The 13,706-nt window shown below is 49.6% G+C and carries 13 protein-coding genes; 5 read left to right on the top strand and 8 right to left on the bottom strand.

Going from position 1 to position 13,706, the window contains the following annotated elements; genetic code table 11:
• Window positions 1-5: 5 nt before the first annotated feature.
• On the top strand, window positions 6-251 hold the full coding sequence (locus INP83_RS11595) for a hypothetical protein (RefSeq protein ID WP_219124123.1): 246 nt from the start codon (window positions 6-8) through the stop codon (window positions 249-251).
• On the opposite strand, the gene INP83_RS11590 is transcribed toward INP83_RS11595, so the two are convergent.
• Both INP83_RS11590 and INP83_RS11585 read right to left on the bottom strand, forming a co-directional pair.
• Complete coding sequence (locus INP83_RS11590) at window positions 193-1,320, bottom strand: hypothetical protein (RefSeq protein WP_219124122.1); 1,128 nt, start codon at window positions 1,318-1,320, stop codon at window positions 193-195. The two genes, INP83_RS11595 and INP83_RS11590, sit on opposite strands and share 59 nt — an antisense overlap.
• A 17-nt stretch (window positions 1,321-1,337) precedes the next feature.
• Window positions 1,338-1,490: a hypothetical protein gene (locus INP83_RS11585; RefSeq protein WP_219124121.1), complete on the bottom strand. Its 153-nt coding sequence runs from the start codon at window positions 1,488-1,490 to the stop codon at window positions 1,338-1,340.
• A gap of 77 nt (window positions 1,491-1,567) precedes the next feature.
• Here INP83_RS11585 and INP83_RS11580 point away from each other — a divergent pair, with 77 nt between their 5' ends.
• Together INP83_RS11580 and INP83_RS11575 are read left to right on the top strand one after the other, a co-directional pair.
• Complete coding sequence (locus INP83_RS11580; protein ID WP_219124120.1) at window positions 1,568-2,638, top strand: sensor histidine kinase; 1,071 nt, start codon at window positions 1,568-1,570, stop codon at window positions 2,636-2,638.
• The gene (locus tag INP83_RS11575) at window positions 2,635-3,360 is read left to right on the top strand and encodes a LytTR family DNA-binding domain-containing protein (RefSeq protein ID WP_219124118.1); all 726 of its coding nucleotides are present in this window, start codon (window positions 2,635-2,637) and stop codon (window positions 3,358-3,360) included. The genes INP83_RS11580 and INP83_RS11575 overlap by 4 nt, the downstream gene beginning before the upstream one ends.
• On the opposite strand, the gene INP83_RS11570 is transcribed toward INP83_RS11575, so the two are convergent.
• Window positions 3,335-6,352 (bottom strand): lantibiotic dehydratase, encoded by a 3,018-nt coding sequence (locus INP83_RS11570; RefSeq protein ID WP_219124117.1) that lies wholly within the window; start codon window positions 6,350-6,352, stop codon window positions 3,335-3,337. The two genes, INP83_RS11575 and INP83_RS11570, sit on opposite strands and share 26 nt — an antisense overlap.
• An 84-nt stretch (window positions 6,353-6,436) precedes the next feature.
• Between INP83_RS11570 and INP83_RS11565 the strand changes: the two genes are divergently transcribed.
• A complete protein-coding gene (locus tag INP83_RS11565; RefSeq protein WP_219124115.1) occupies window positions 6,437-6,859 on the top strand; it encodes a MauE/DoxX family redox-associated membrane protein in 423 nt (140 codons plus the stop codon).
• A 117-nt stretch (window positions 6,860-6,976) separates the two neighbouring features.
• Window positions 6,977-7,231, top strand: a complete 255-nt coding sequence (locus INP83_RS11560) for a hypothetical protein (RefSeq protein WP_219124113.1) — start codon at window positions 6,977-6,979, stop codon at window positions 7,229-7,231.
• A 34-nt stretch (window positions 7,232-7,265) separates the two neighbouring features.
• Here INP83_RS11560 and INP83_RS11555 read toward each other — a convergent pair whose 3' ends face one another.
• From INP83_RS11555 to INP83_RS11535, 5 genes are all read right to left on the bottom strand, one after another.
• Window positions 7,266-8,591: a RagB/SusD family nutrient uptake outer membrane protein gene (locus INP83_RS11555; protein WP_255563311.1), complete on the bottom strand. Its 1,326-nt coding sequence runs from the start codon at window positions 8,589-8,591 to the stop codon at window positions 7,266-7,268.
• A 69-nt stretch (window positions 8,592-8,660) separates the two neighbouring features.
• Complete coding sequence (locus INP83_RS11550) at window positions 8,661-11,540, bottom strand: SusC/RagA family TonB-linked outer membrane protein (protein ID WP_255563131.1); 2,880 nt, start codon at window positions 11,538-11,540, stop codon at window positions 8,661-8,663.
• A 29-nt stretch (window positions 11,541-11,569) separates the two neighbouring features.
• The gene (locus INP83_RS11545) at window positions 11,570-11,785 is read right to left on the bottom strand and encodes a carboxypeptidase regulatory-like domain-containing protein (RefSeq protein ID WP_219124107.1); all 216 of its coding nucleotides are present in this window, start codon (window positions 11,783-11,785) and stop codon (window positions 11,570-11,572) included.
• Between the two features lie 61 nt (window positions 11,786-11,846).
• Window positions 11,847-13,184 carry a TlpA disulfide reductase family protein gene (locus INP83_RS11540; RefSeq protein ID WP_219124105.1) on the bottom strand — a complete coding sequence of 446 codons (1,338 nt, stop codon included), beginning with the start codon at window positions 13,182-13,184 and terminating at the stop codon, window positions 11,847-11,849.
• 29 nt (window positions 13,185-13,213) lie between these two features.
• Window positions 13,214-13,516, bottom strand: coding sequence for a hypothetical protein (locus INP83_RS11535; protein WP_219124104.1), 303 nt, complete (start codon window positions 13,514-13,516; stop codon window positions 13,214-13,216).
• Window positions 13,517-13,706 lie beyond the last annotated feature (190 nt).

Raw genomic sequence — 13,706 nt, 5'->3', positions numbered from 1 at the left:
CGGTGATGACCAATATCGAAGTACATATACTGCATTGCGCGATTGAGCAACTTGACGCTTCAAGCGCTTTCAAAGGAAAATGCTTGCAGATGAATTTTCGAAGTCTGCAGGAGATCATTGACACCGCTCCGGCAGTCTTGCAGGAGAAGCCGGGTTTCGATTATACCTGGTTTACGGAATTGATCAACTTGCTCAGCAAGGAAAAATTGCTGCACAAATTACAGCCATTGCCGGGAAATAATCCGTATTGATCTGCTTGATCATTTTGGTCAGCAATGCCCGGATTTCGACCGCGGTAACCATATCCTTCGCGTAATATTCCTTGCTGAACCCCCTTTCGGAGATTTCCGCTTGTCGCTTTGTCGAAAAATGCCGGCAGAAAAATCGAAAAATACTATTGATCTGTATGCCGCCGAAAACGTCGGATTTGTGCAGTAACCTGACGAGTAATGCCAATTGTGCCAGCGACAGTTTCAATTGCAGTTTTAAGACGTTCCCTTTTAATACTTTTCTTGCACTTTCAGCACAAGCTTTGGCTTTTGCAATTTCTTCTGCCAGCCATTCGGCGATCATTGCCGATAAAGGAGGCCAGCGGGGATCATACCTGGGTACATCTCCTTTCGATTGAAACCGGTAAAAACTTTCCAGTTTACCGATCTCTGAAGACCAATCATCACCGGATAAGGCAGACAGCCTTCGTTGGATGAGCTCTTGTGCATCAATAAAAATCTCAAATTGATTAAATTCGAGGGCAATGAAGAGGTCGGTCAGGCGATCAGCAATAACGGAGCCGCTGTTAAACTCATGATAGAGTCGAAAGATGACAATTTGAAAATAACGAAACTGGCCGACAGTAATAGGAAGCTTAGTTTTTCCGCTGCATTCGTCAACATATCGGCTTAAAAATTCACTGACCGGTCCGGATGCTAATTCGTTAGCCACCATTTCCCTTACTTGCTGCGTCTGATCTGTTAAGGGTGCTGTCAACTTGGCGAGCAGCCAATCGTCGAGTAAAGCACCCGGTTCTACGCAAGAGAAATAGCCCCGTATAAATGTATCTGATAAACGATCAAGGGAGGGATAATCCAACAAGGAGGTCATGCAGGACCCTAACTTACTTAATGATCTTAGCTGCGAAGTAAAATATCGTGTAAGTAATTGATCGGAAACATTTGAAGCAAAAGCAAGGATCCAGTTATGTTGGATCCTTGCCGCTGAAGCGCTGATTTTTGCGAGGGAACTTTCGGATGAGGTATTCATCGATAGCTCATCGATGATCATTTCAAAAAATTCCGCATTGTCCAAAAGTTTGGCGCTCATGACAAATTTTGACTAACTTACATAAAGTGCGTTGTGGTCAAAATAGTGGTACAGGTGTTTGTCGGATCGCCTTGTGATCGGGTTGATGTTGCGATGAGTGGCATACCGGCTTTAAAAGTGAACCTGATGTTGGCTTTTTTTTCGGGAAGTTTGATCTTTGAATTTTGCATGACTTTTTTTTACTATTTTACTGTATAATCTATTCTATCAGAAAAGTTTTACGCCAATACCGGTAATTATTACAGCAATGAAAATGTCTGTACGAAGACGATCATCATTAACAGGCTTAAGCACCTTTCGGCTTAGGCATTTGTGGTGGTGGGCAGCTTTATTGTTGTACGAACAAAGCATTGTTTTTGCTGCTCATCAGCAGCTGGATATTGGCAAAACAGTCCTTTATTACCTAATTAATATCGGTTTGTTCTATACCCATGTCAGTTTGCTGAACGCTTTTCACGGCGATCTGCAGCAGCCCCTGCGCTTGACGGTATATGTCCTGGTTGAAATCGTCTTTTTCTTGATGCTCAAAAGTTTGGTAGATCAGTTACTGACGAGCGACCCGCATTGGGCCGGCCAAGATTTCATCGAATTGATGGCACTGAACATTTACCGCATCGTGTTTTTTATGGGGCTGGCAACCTTGTTCTGGGCCGCTTCCAGCCTGTCGGATTACGAACGAAAAATGACTGCATCGGAAATCGCAGGTCTTGAGGCGGAAAAAAAGGCCTTGCTCCTTGAATCGAAACTGGCTATCGCTGAAAACGCCTTGCTTCGTCAGCAGGTTAATCCGCATCTTCTTTTCAACGTTTTGAATTTTATCCATACGACAATCCACCGGCGTTCCAGAAAGAGCGCTGAGATGATCATCCTTTTGACAGATACGCTCAGGTTCTCATTGGAGAGCGGTTCGCCTGAGCGGAAAGTCGCGGTATCTGATGAGATCGAACAGCTACGGAACCTGATTAAAATCCACGATATCCGGTCGGGAATACCAAACCAGGTGGTGCTGAGCGTTTCCGGACCCATAGGCGAGTTTCAAATGATACCTTTGGTGCTGATCACCTTAGTCGAGAATATCTATAAGCATGGCGACCAATCCATCAGCAAAGCTTGTATTGATATTAAGCTCTCAGCGAGCGGTGAATTGAGCTTTTTTTCAAAGAACGCGTGTAAGCGGTCCTCCCCTTTTGCCCGTTTAAAATCGACGGGGCTGATCAACCTGCGACACCGGTTGGAACACTTTTATCAAGACCGCTTTTTACTGATCACCGATTCCAATGGCGATCACTTTGAAACCAGATTAACCATACAACTATGACCCGTAGCGTTTTCATACTCGATGATGAACCATTCGCCGTCAAGGCCCTGCAATCCTATGTGAAACAAACCAGCGGCCTGCGGCTGGCTGGAAGCGATACCAATCCGATGCAGGCCATCGCTAAGCTCGAACAAGCCCCGCCGGATATTTTGCTGATCGATGTCGACATGCCGCAAATTTCGGGGCTCGAGATCGCGTGTTCGTTAAAAAAAGAGATTGCCATCATCTTCATTACGGCGTTCAAAGAGTTTAGCTTCGATGCTTTCGAGCTTTCCGCCGTGGATTACTTGTTAAAACCCATCTCCTATGCGCGCTTCCTTCAGGCGATAGAAAAAGTTAAGCGGAGCCATTTTACGGGACCGACGCCGGCAGACTCATCGATCATTGTTAAGGGTGATGCAAAGCATAAATTTCACAAGATTCTTTTGAGTGACATCATCTATATTAACGCGGCTGTCAACTACGTTCAGATCCATTGCAAAACGGAGACCATCATGACCTACCTGACCATTGGTGAACTGATGGACAGCCTGCCGCCCACTACCTTTGTCAAAGTTCATCGTTCGTATGTGATCAACAGTGATTATCTCCGCACCGTTGAACCCGATCACGTCAAGATGACGACCGGTCAGAACATCCCGATCGGCGTAACGTTCAGGCCGTTAATTGTTAAGCTGATGAGCGAACAAGCGGTCATCAGCAGGCGGTCCCACGCTGACTGACCACTTTCCTGGCGGCTTCTGAACGAACATGTTTTGCCAGGCAGTGATAGATCATCAATTCATGTTCAAGCTGACGGGTAGCGTATGCGCGGTTGACGAGCATATGGATATGATCCGCCAGAAATATCATTCTTCTTTCTATGGGCCATTCGCTCGAAGCACCCGCCATTCGATCAACACGATCTTTCAAAAAGTCGGACGCTGAGTCTCTGTGTCGTTCATTGATTTCCGCTAGCTGTATTTTTAGCGCTTTGTTTAACAAGCGGTGTTTTTGATCCAACTCAATTTTGAGCTGCTTACTTCCGGCCAAAGCCCGGAACAAGCGCTGTGCTTGAAGCCGTAAGAAAAGATCAAGTTGACTACCCCCATAGAAAGCGCCCGCCATCCGGAAAACCCAGCCGAAAATGATCAGTTCGCTGGATTCATGGAGCTGCAGCTTGCCGGAAATCAGCCAGTTCAAATAAAGATCACTTTGAGCATGGAAACAAGATTCGGAAAGTTCCATCAGCGATTCGCTGTAGCGTTCGATCTCCCGCTCGTAGGTATCCTGTACAACCTTTTTGATCAGGTGTTTCGCTTCGTTGTCGGCTAAACAGTTCGTAAAAGCGACGGTCAATGCTGCAACCTGAGCGATGTCTGTGTGAAACCGCAATCGAAGATGTGTGCCGGAATGATCATGGTAACGGATAAAAAACCATTGATTAAGTAACGCAGCATGTGTTTTGATGAAAGGATAAATCACCTGCGATAACACCCCGTTAGCCGATTCCATCGTTCCATAAATCTTGAAATAGATCCATTCCGATCCCGGAATGAACTGTCGCTGAAGGTTTGGCTGAAGGGATCTGGATTCAGTGTCATACCGCTGATAAGTCGCGTTATTGTTCGTCATGACCGCAACAAACTGCGCCGCACTCCGCTGTTTTCCCACCAATACCGAACGATCGCAGTCCAAATGTTCGCGCACGATGACCACTTGTTTTCTTTTAAGCGATCGCAGAAAAAAATACGCTTCCTCATCGTTGGCCAAATCGAAAACCAGTTGCTGATCGCTGATGCCTATCGTGACCACCAGGGGCATGCCCCTATGCTGTCTGAACTGATGTAGCCGGCCCAGTGAAAGCGGTTCATTGGTCAGTACAGCGACCTCAGCCTCGCTCACGACCCATCTCGCGACACTGATGATCGTCCTGTTAAATTCTACTCTGGGATAAAACGGCAGATCAGGAAATAAACGCATCAGGTCAAAGCTCAGGTTTGCCCGGATGCCCTCAAATTGCAGGTCACCCAGGAACCTGAACAGCGCCAGTTGATTTTGATGGTAGTTGAAAGCGGTTGGTAACCTTGGAACAACACGCTTTTTTTCGCTGAGTGATTCCAGGATGAGCTCCCCGTTCACCAGTGAAAGCGCCAGGTCGCCCGGCATCAACACATGCTGATCATGATGTTCCGGGTAAACGTTGATCGGTATCTGATAATCGTAAACCGGACGCCGCATATTGATATTGTCTGTATGCACATCTGACAACTGGTGCAGTTCGGCAAAGATCACATCCGGATTGGTGCTTGTTTCAGCCGATGAAATCTCATTACACCAATCGCGTATCTGATCGGTAAAGACATTGAATCTGCCGATCAATGCGGTCGCCGTTGCCCCGCCGTTATTATCCAGTACAATTTTCCCGGGTATTTTTGAAAACAATACGCTAAGAGAAGGCGGCATAGGCATGCCGGGGGTTTGAACAGCCAGTTGCTGCGCTTCCGATGCTGTGATAACCAGTGGCGCAAATTGTGATCTTGACAGATTTCCATGCCATTTCTGGAAGAAAAAGCGGTGAACATCGCTCCACTCCCTGCTTGCACGACTCGCCTCCGTGGCAGGGAAGACAATATCCTTCAGCAAGTGCGGGTCCTGCGGAGAAGCATACAGGTCTGCATAACCGATGCCTATGTCAGGATCTAGCGCTTCCAGCAATGGCACTTTGCGATTTTCGAAGCGCTCTTCAAAAGCCTGTTTAAATTTTTCCAGTGCGGGGGTGGGAAAAGGTATGATAATTTTGCGCAGCAAATCGAGCGCAGCGCAGATTTCCTGCTGCCAGTCCGCGGAGAGCAATCCATCCAGCAGGATTCTTTCCATTCCGGCATAGGTTATCCGATCGGAGAGCGGCAGGGGGCCGCTTTGTTCTATCCCGGAAAAGCGGGAAAGTCCTGCGGTCGCTTCTCTGAGATCCAGGTCAGCGCTAAATGGTATGGAAACAGCCGGTTGTTGACGGGCTTCATCGAAAAAGCGCTCTCCAACGATCACAGCGGGATGGTGCTCGGTCAGCAGAAACTCCGTGTCAATTAAAAATTTCAGGTAATCTTCGCCCTCTTTCAAATTACACCCTGTCCAATCGACGATCGACCTGATCAATTCGCTGGCGTCCGCAGCAGCTTTACCGGTAAGTTCCACAATGCGGTCGTTCAGTGGTTCGCCCGGAATACTGGCTACAGAAAAAGAACTCCTGCCATTTTCGTCAAAAGATGAACGCACAAAAGAATAATCCCTACCCAGCCGGAATAGTGTGGGATTGAGCCTAAGCTGATAATCTTCGGCGTGCTCCCGGAGGCTGACAGCAATCGCCCTTCCCCATTCGCTCGATGGTAACAGATGCAAGATACTTTGTGAAACGCCGGCGATTTTTAGCTGATCCCGATCCCCCCATTCCGACATCAAAAAGCCTGCAAAAGCGCCGAATGGCGTTGCCCTGAAACACATCCGGTTGTAATACTTTCGTAGCGTTGCTTTTTCAGCACTCGTTAGCAGTTGCCAATCAAATGATTTAGACGAAAGCGACCGGTAAAAATCCGGACTGGCCAGCCACAAGGCGTTGAGGAAATCCTGGCGCCTGATCCAGTTGTCAATGGCATGAAGCTGATAGTCATCTACCGTGTAAAGTGGCACCCTGACCAATACTTGCTTTAAGAATGTGTATTCTTCGTTGATCATCATTTATTCATTAAAAGTCCTATACCCTTTTGTAACTGTTTTGCATTCACCGGGGCCATTTTCTTTGTGTCAATCATTTCTCTTGTTATGAATAATCTCATCAAACAGTTTGCCCCCTCAGCTTTGATCCTGTTGTTTGCCTATGCAGCTGCCAGTAAATGGCTGGCCATAGATGATTTCTACGGGCAGTTGTACAACCAGTCGTTTCCCCACTGGCTTGCGGAGGTCCTCTGGCGGATCCTGATACCCCTGGAATTGCTGACAGCCGTACTATTATCTTTTATCCGCACGCAGCGACTCGGATTATGGCTGGCCACCATCCTGATGGCTGCCTTTACCTTGTATGTCTTGCTGGTGCTGCTCCATTTCTGGAAAAGGATTCCCTGCTCCTGCGGCGGCGTGCTCGGACGTCTTTCCTGGGGCAGCCACCTGGTTTTCAACAGCATCTTTCTAGCCATTTCAGCGTCTGCCTTGTGGCTTTCAGCATACGATACTCGTGACTTAGGATAGTCACCAGCCAGGGTAAGGCCGAAAACCTGCAAAAAGAGTAGGCCGTCATTCATTAAAGTTTTTCGTTCGTTTTTTAGCAAAAAAGCGTTCATCGTCATGAAAAATTTAAAAAGTAAAATGGCCGCAGTCGCTATGATCCTAGGCGTGGGTTCCGCACTAATCAGTGCTGCGGCACCTTCACATTTTGCCAACAAGGTGTGGGGTCATCGCAGCGATGGTTCTTATGTCGATCTGACCGGCAAGACGCCCGCAGATTACAGCTGTACCAGCTCATCTGCGGTTTGTACGGCCACTTATCCGCAGAACCAAAACCCAAATGTGAACCCTGCCAACCCGATCAGCACCACTAGCGGTACTTTCAGCGGTTTGTAGTATTTGCAGGCTGCCGGATGCCGGCAGCCTGTTTTTACCGTTCATTCTGTACCAGGCCGTTTAATTTCACTTCCATGTCAGGGATCGGGTAAGCATACCGCTTGTCATTGGGCGCCAGTTCATATCGCTGTCCGTTGATCGACCGGAGCAATGTGACGCTGAAGCGGTTTTCCTGGTTCAATCTTCTCAGATCTTCCCATCTCAGGTTCCGGCCTATAAGTTCTTTGCGGCGCTCCGCAATGACCCACCCCAAAACCTGGCCCGCATCGTTGGATTGCAGCGGCTTGAAATACCCCTTCTCCCACCGCTTGACCAGTAAGGCGTTGAGATCGGTTAATGCCGCCTGGGTATTCCCTGTCCGTGCCCGGCATTCCGCCCTGATCAGGTAAAGCTCGTCCGTTGCAAGCCCGCCGAAAAGTGCCAGCGTGCCGGTGTAATTCCCTTTGAACTGATACCTGCCTGCCGACTTTTGCTGAAAGAAAATTTGCTTACGCAGATCATGTGCATCGTAACTATCATATAGCGCGGTGTCGATATAGGTTGCTGAGGAAGCAAGGTTAAAACTGTAAGGGTTCAGGGCCGTATAAAATATAGCCTCATCATTTCCGTTCGGCAATATTCTTGGGAAGGGCCGGCTGGCTTGCGGATTCAGTAGATTGTAATCCATCAGCGATCCTTTGGACAGCAACGCAGAGTCCGCGAACTTTTCAGCCTGCCCGTAATCTGCGGTACTTAAGGCTATCCTTGCCTTCAATGCCTGTAGCGAGGTAAGGGTCGGTCTCGTCTTATAGGCGGTTGTCGCCGGCAGCAACGTACGTGCGGCATTCAGATCCGACCATATCCGGGTGAAAACTTCCTCGACAGTGCCCCTCCCTACTTTCTCCGTAACATCTGCCTTTGACTTGAGCGGAATACCGGGCATGGTACCAGCGCTCTGTTTGTTAAAAGGTGATGTAAACTCACAGAGCAGGCCGTAATAGGCAAAAGCACGATGGAAAAGGGCCGTGCCTTTTATGGCCTTTCCCTCCGCGGACCGGGCATCCTCTGCGCTTAATCTGGCGATCCCTTCGAGTACCACGTTTGCATAAAAGACTTGCTGGTAAGCATTTGTCCAGTCCGGCGTGAGGTTACCGGCAAAGATCTCCTTTGCCCAGACATAGCTATTTCGCTCCTGGTCCAGGTAGTAGGCGGAGAATCCATTTTCGTCGGTAAAGAAGTCGCCATCCGCAATGGCGGTCAGGTTATACCTGCTGTTAAATACCTGCGTATTGTCCAGCAATGACCGCAGGTCGGACAATGTCGTCGGAACCAAAAGGGATTTATCGGGACGGGTATCCAAAAAATCCTTTTTGCAAGCCATGAAAAGAATACTGGTGAACAAACAGCACGATGCTATTTTTTTTAAGGCGGTGATTTTCATTTTCTTTGGTTAATAGGTTAAGCGTAATCCTCCGGCGATCGTCCTTGGCTGGGGATAGCCGCTCCCTGCGTCGGGATCAAGACCGCTCTTGTTGGCGCGGTAAAGTATTGCCAGGTTGTTCGCATAAAGGAAGACCTGCAGGTCTGCTCTGGGTAACAGTACAATGCTACCTTTAGCAAAACGATAGCTCAAATTGACATCCTGCAAACGGATGTTATCGGCCTTGTCGACCAGGTCGGACGAAAGCCTGTAAAATTGATCCCGTTGCAGATTGGTCTGGGCAGGTAATGAAGGCACAGTGGTGTGTAACTCGTCACCCGGCTTTTGCCAGCGCAGGGCGTAATCCCCATGCTGGCTGGATAGGCCCTGGTCATTGCCATAGAAAATGGAGCTTCTGCGGAAATAGTAACCCAGGCGATAGCTGATGTTGAATGAAAGGCTCAGCGCTTTGTAGGCGAGTGTGTTACGCAGGGCGCCGAAAACCACCGGCCTTGATGGGCCGTCATATTTGATATTGGTGGGCGTGGCACCGTTAATGATCGCAGCGTAATCGCTGCTGGGCTGACCGTTGACATAGCCACGTGGATCGCCGGTTTTCGGGTCCAGTCCGGCGGAAGCATAACTGTACACCGCAAACAAGGGTCTGCCGGCCTGCGCAAAACCGCCGAGATAGCCGGATTCCAGAAAATCACTTGCGTAAGATTCCTGCCCGTACTGCGTGACTTTATCGGTCACATAACTGGCCAAAAACACCGTCGACCACTGGAGGGCACCCATCAGGTTCCGGCTGCTGAGGTTCAGGTCAAATCCGTGCCCGGACGTCGAAGCATTATTTCCCCGGAACAGGCTGATCCCTGAGGAAGGCGGGTAACTGGTATTGCCGATAAGATCGAGCCCCTTCTTGAAATAAAACTCGATCGTGCCGCTGATCCGGTTTTGTGCCGTTGCGAAGTCCAAACCCAGGTTGATCTGCCGGTTGCGTTCCCAGCGCAGGTTCGGGTTTGGCGGATTGATGATTTGAGCATAAGGCAGTTGCGTGATGTTCCCGCTGCCATCGAAATAGCTTGCGGTCGTGTAGGCAGAAAGGCTTTTGTTGATATTGCCATTGTACCCATAAGTTGCCCTGAGTTTGAGATAGGGCAGGAACTGCAAATGATAGAACCTTTCCTTGCTGATCTCCCAGGCTGTACCGGTTGACCACAAGGGTACCCCTTTCTGGTTAGCGTTTACGCCGAAAAGATTTGAGCGGTCCAACCTGGCACTGCCGGAAACAGAGATCCGGCGATCAAAAGTGTAGGCCCCGTTAGCATAGTAGGAAAGGTAATGGTCGGTTGCATCGCGCTCTGTTAGTCCTAGGGGAATGATATCACCACCATAGGGATTATCGTAGTAGCCAAAGTAATCGACGCCATCCATCTGCTGCATGGTGCCATGTTCCGCATCGTAACCATAGCCCCTATGTTCGTTGCCCTGCACCCGGAGACTTTGCACCTCATAGCCGGCAATGGCGGATACTTCATGTTTGCTGCCAAAGTTCCCATCATAATTCAATTGCAAACGACCGTCGTGGTTGACTGATGTTCCCGTTCCGAAATCGATGATCCCTCCTTTGGGTACCGGGAAGGATAATACGCCATCCTGGTCCACCTGCGTGTATTGATTGATCATGTTTCGGGCAAAGAAGCTGTTCTGATCGTACAGGTGCCTGCTATCCGAGAGCAAATGATCGTACTGATACAACAATTGTGTGCTTAAACCCGGCAGCAACCGGTATTTGATCCCGGTGTTGAAACGGACCTCGGTAGACTGCTGGTGATTGTCGGCTGTCCGTAGCTCTTGCAAAGGCCGGTATTGCCAGTCGAGTAACCCAGCTGCAGGTGCTGCATTCACAAACTCTTCCCGCAGGTCGTGCGTTACTGCCAGCGGCGTACCGCTGCCATCTGCAAGGGTGGCATAAGGAAATAGTTTGTAGCCATTATTCCAGGTCAGCGGGCCGGGGTTATCAAGCGCAGTTTTTGTTTCCGTCAGGTAACCGGCAGCGCTTACGCTCAGGCGCCCATTCTGTGTTGTCCAGGTGTTACTGCCATTCAGCGTCAGCCGGTCGAAACCGTTGCCGACGGCATTATCCAGGTTCTTGTCATATCCTGCGGAAAAGAAATATTTTTGGGTGGCTGATCCGCCGTCCAGGCTGAAGGCATGTTGCTGGTTGACGCTTGGGCGATAAAAGTACCTGCTCAGGTCTTTGCGCACATCCTGTTGGGATAAGGCCAGCAACTGCGCATCCAGGGCAGACTGATCCAATGAACCATCCCGGTGTGCATACAACAGTTCAACCGCCGGGGAAAGCGGCTGATGGTTGATGGATTGCGCGGCAGCGTCGAAATAACCGGCAGCAAACAACCGCTTTTCGATATCGATATAATCGGCGGATGACATCTGCGGCTGGTAATCCAGATCCGGCCGCCCGCCAACGGTTATGTTGCTGTTGACCGATACCTTCATGGGATGGTTGTAAGCCCCCTTATTGGTCGTGATCACGATGACGCCGTTACCCGCGCGTGAACCCCATATGGAAGCCGCTGCTGCATCCTTCAACACCGAGATGCTGACTACATCATTCGGGTTGATATTTTCGACAGGCTGGTTGTACGGAAATCCATCCACCACGATCAGCGGATCGGCGTTGGAAAACAAGGTGCTCTGTCCGCGGATGCTGATCCTGGTTCCTATGGTGTTGAAACTCAGGCCGGGCACCATATCTTTCAGCCGCGCCAGGATGTCCGTGCTTACACTCCGGTTGATCAGTGCCTTATCTACGGCGACAAAGGATCCGGTCGCCCGTTCTTTCGGGAGTTCCTGGTAGCCGGTCGAAACGGTCACTTCATGCATCTGGCCCGTAGCAGCGCTCAAACTTATCCTTAAGGAGCGACCCTTGGCAAGCGGACCGCTTCGCTTACGCTGCGGTAACCGAGGTAACTTACTTTTAAGATGTAGTCGCCCGGCGCTGCTACGATTGAAAATTTTCCGGCAGTATCGGTAACGGTTTGGCTACTGCCCAGCGAAACCGTTGCACCTTTGAGTGCGACGCCGCTGCTGTCGGTCACCGCCCCGGTTAAACGGGCACTTTGAGCCATCCCGAGTACAGTGGACAAAAGACAACTGATGAAGAGTATAAAAGATTTCATGGTGTTCGGTTTAAGGTTGAGTAAGCAGTGATTTTGGATTATCCCGGACGACCAACAGGTCTACTGTTGCATCTATTTCCTGCAACTGAAGGTCGTAAGCAGCCAAGGCTTTATTCAAGGTGGCAACATTGCTCATTTCAGCGTCCAGCTTCAGGTCTACCGGAAGCGTATAACCGGTACCGTCCATGACAGGCAGTTTTGATCCTTCGAGGTATTGCACCTGCAGCCGTTTGATCAGATGTGCGAGCCTGACATTGCGCAGGGTAGCCTGGAATGGACCGACCTCCACAGCTGCCTCTCCCCCTTTGCTTCGGAGTTTATCGGCCTTCGAGGTGCGTACCAATACCAGGCATCTGGTTCTGGTAGGTTCAACTTTTACGGTGTATTGCGGAAACAGCCTGGCCACATCCTGTTGCATGAGGGAAAAGAACTGGGGGGTCAGGCGTTTCGGCACCATCAGCTCATAACAATAGCCGTTGCCGGTGGCGAGCCATTGATCGTACGCCGAGCCGGAAAGCCGGCTGCGCATCAAAAGCGAATCTTTCGTCAGGAAGCGCATCGCAGGTCCTGAAAACCAGCGGTCGTGATCGCTGAAAGCCATGAGGAAGACCCAGGCCAGCGGCGCGTTACGGATATTTGCCCGCCTTGCGCCGCTACTGTCGGTAGGAAACACATCCATCCCACCCTGAAGCCCCGGCACATAACCGGATAGTGCTGCGTGGTAGGTAATACTTGCCCCCTCTGAGCCGTTACCATTGATGAATAAAGGCTGATCCCTGTTATAAGGAATACTTAAATCCCTTTTAACAGCCAATCCGCTTGACCGCGGCTGCTGCACCATCGCCCTGATATGTTCGGCCGTCACTTCGCTTTCTTCGGTGATGGCCCGGACAATACCCTGCTGATCGATCCATACGAAATGCGGTAGGCTCTTATGGGGGAATAAGTGATTGAGCACTTGGTCACCGGTTACCCCGGCGAGGCGGTATGGCTTAATTTTCTGCATGGCCAGCTCGACCGGCCGAAGCTGGTCAGCGCTTTCATAAGCCACCTGCAGTACCTGTAAATCATTTTGAAATTCCTTTTGCAGGCTATCCAGCACCGGCGTCATTCGACGGCAGGGCGCGCACCAGGATGCCCAGAAATCAAGCAGTAAGAGTTTGCCTCTGAACTGGGATAAGTTAACTGATCTGACCGGCTGCCCTGCTAAGGACAGTCCGCTGATATTATTTACAAGAACGTCGGGCACTTCCGCTCCTATCCGGATGCCCTGATCACTGATATTTTCCTGTGCCTGAGTGCTAAAAAAAGAACAAAGCACGGCCAGGAAGCATAAAATTCGCTTCATTTTAATAACTTGGGATAGTAAAAAACTGGTTATTTAACTTCCGGGGAGGCGCCGCAGATGACGCAGCGCTGATCAGTATGTTCCCTCGCCATTAATTTTTCTACTGCCTCTGCCAGTGCGATCAGCTGATCAAACAAAACTGAGATGCGTTGTGCATTCCAATTAATATCAAAATCATTTTGATCAAGCAACTTATTCACAGCCAAGAACCTGAACAGGCCAAAAAGCTCATCGCGCGTTTTACCGTTGCCATACATCGATACAAAAACCCGCACAGCCTGTTCCGGCGTACGGTCTCCAAAATCCTTGAGGTCAACGACAATCGCGTCCATAAGTCAAATAAAAAGGTAACGGCAATATTAAACAGAAACAAGAGACATGCTCCAGAAAGCAAACGGCAGCCAAAAGCCTAACTATTAACTGATCAGCTGCCGCAAGCCGTCAATCATGTGGGGGACTTGATAATGTTTTTTATAGGATTTTGCAGCGAACGACTAAAGGAAATCTTAGTTGCAAATTCAA

Source organism: Mucilaginibacter sp. 21P (genome assembly GCF_019331605.1).
In the GTDB taxonomy this organism is placed as follows: domain Bacteria; phylum Bacteroidota; class Bacteroidia; order Sphingobacteriales; family Sphingobacteriaceae; genus Mucilaginibacter; species Mucilaginibacter achroorhodeus.
This window is presented reverse-complemented; position numbering and strand designations above follow the sequence as displayed.

What these genes read in the sequence shown, in the direction of transcription:
- INP83_RS11595 (WP_219124123.1), top strand. Translation starts at nt 6, where the DNA reads ATGACCAATATCGAAGTACATATACTGCATTGCGCGATTGAGCAACTT.
- INP83_RS11590 (WP_219124122.1), bottom strand. Translation starts at nt 1,320, where the DNA reads ATGAGCGCCAAACTTTTGGACAATGCGGAATTTTTTGAAATGATCATC.
- INP83_RS11585 (WP_219124121.1), bottom strand. Translation starts at nt 1,490, where the DNA reads ATGCAAAATTCAAAGATCAAACTTCCCGAAAAAAAAGCCAACATCAGG.
- INP83_RS11580 (WP_219124120.1), top strand. Translation starts at nt 1,568, where the DNA reads ATGAAAATGTCTGTACGAAGACGATCATCATTAACAGGCTTAAGCACC.
- INP83_RS11575 (WP_219124118.1), top strand. Translation starts at nt 2,635, where the DNA reads ATGACCCGTAGCGTTTTCATACTCGATGATGAACCATTCGCCGTCAAG.
- INP83_RS11570 (WP_219124117.1), bottom strand. Translation starts at nt 6,352, where the DNA reads ATGATGATCAACGAAGAATACACATTCTTAAAGCAAGTATTGGTCAGG.
- INP83_RS11565 (WP_219124115.1), top strand. Translation starts at nt 6,437, where the DNA reads ATGAATAATCTCATCAAACAGTTTGCCCCCTCAGCTTTGATCCTGTTG.
- INP83_RS11560 (WP_219124113.1), top strand. Translation starts at nt 6,977, where the DNA reads ATGGCCGCAGTCGCTATGATCCTAGGCGTGGGTTCCGCACTAATCAGT.
- INP83_RS11555 (WP_255563311.1), bottom strand. Translation starts at nt 8,591, where the DNA reads ATGGCTTGCAAAAAGGATTTTTTGGATACCCGTCCCGATAAATCCCTT.
- INP83_RS11550 (WP_255563131.1), bottom strand. Translation starts at nt 11,540, where the DNA reads ATGCATGAAGTGACCGTTTCGACCGGCTACCAGGAACTCCCGAAAGAA.
- INP83_RS11545 (WP_219124107.1), bottom strand. Translation starts at nt 11,785, where the DNA reads ATGGCTCAAAGTGCCCGTTTAACCGGGGCGGTGACCGACAGCAGCGGC.
- INP83_RS11540 (WP_219124105.1), bottom strand. Translation starts at nt 13,184, where the DNA reads ATGAAGCGAATTTTATGCTTCCTGGCCGTGCTTTGTTCTTTTTTTAGC.
- INP83_RS11535 (WP_219124104.1), bottom strand. Translation starts at nt 13,516, where the DNA reads ATGGACGCGATTGTCGTTGACCTCAAGGATTTTGGAGACCGTACGCCG.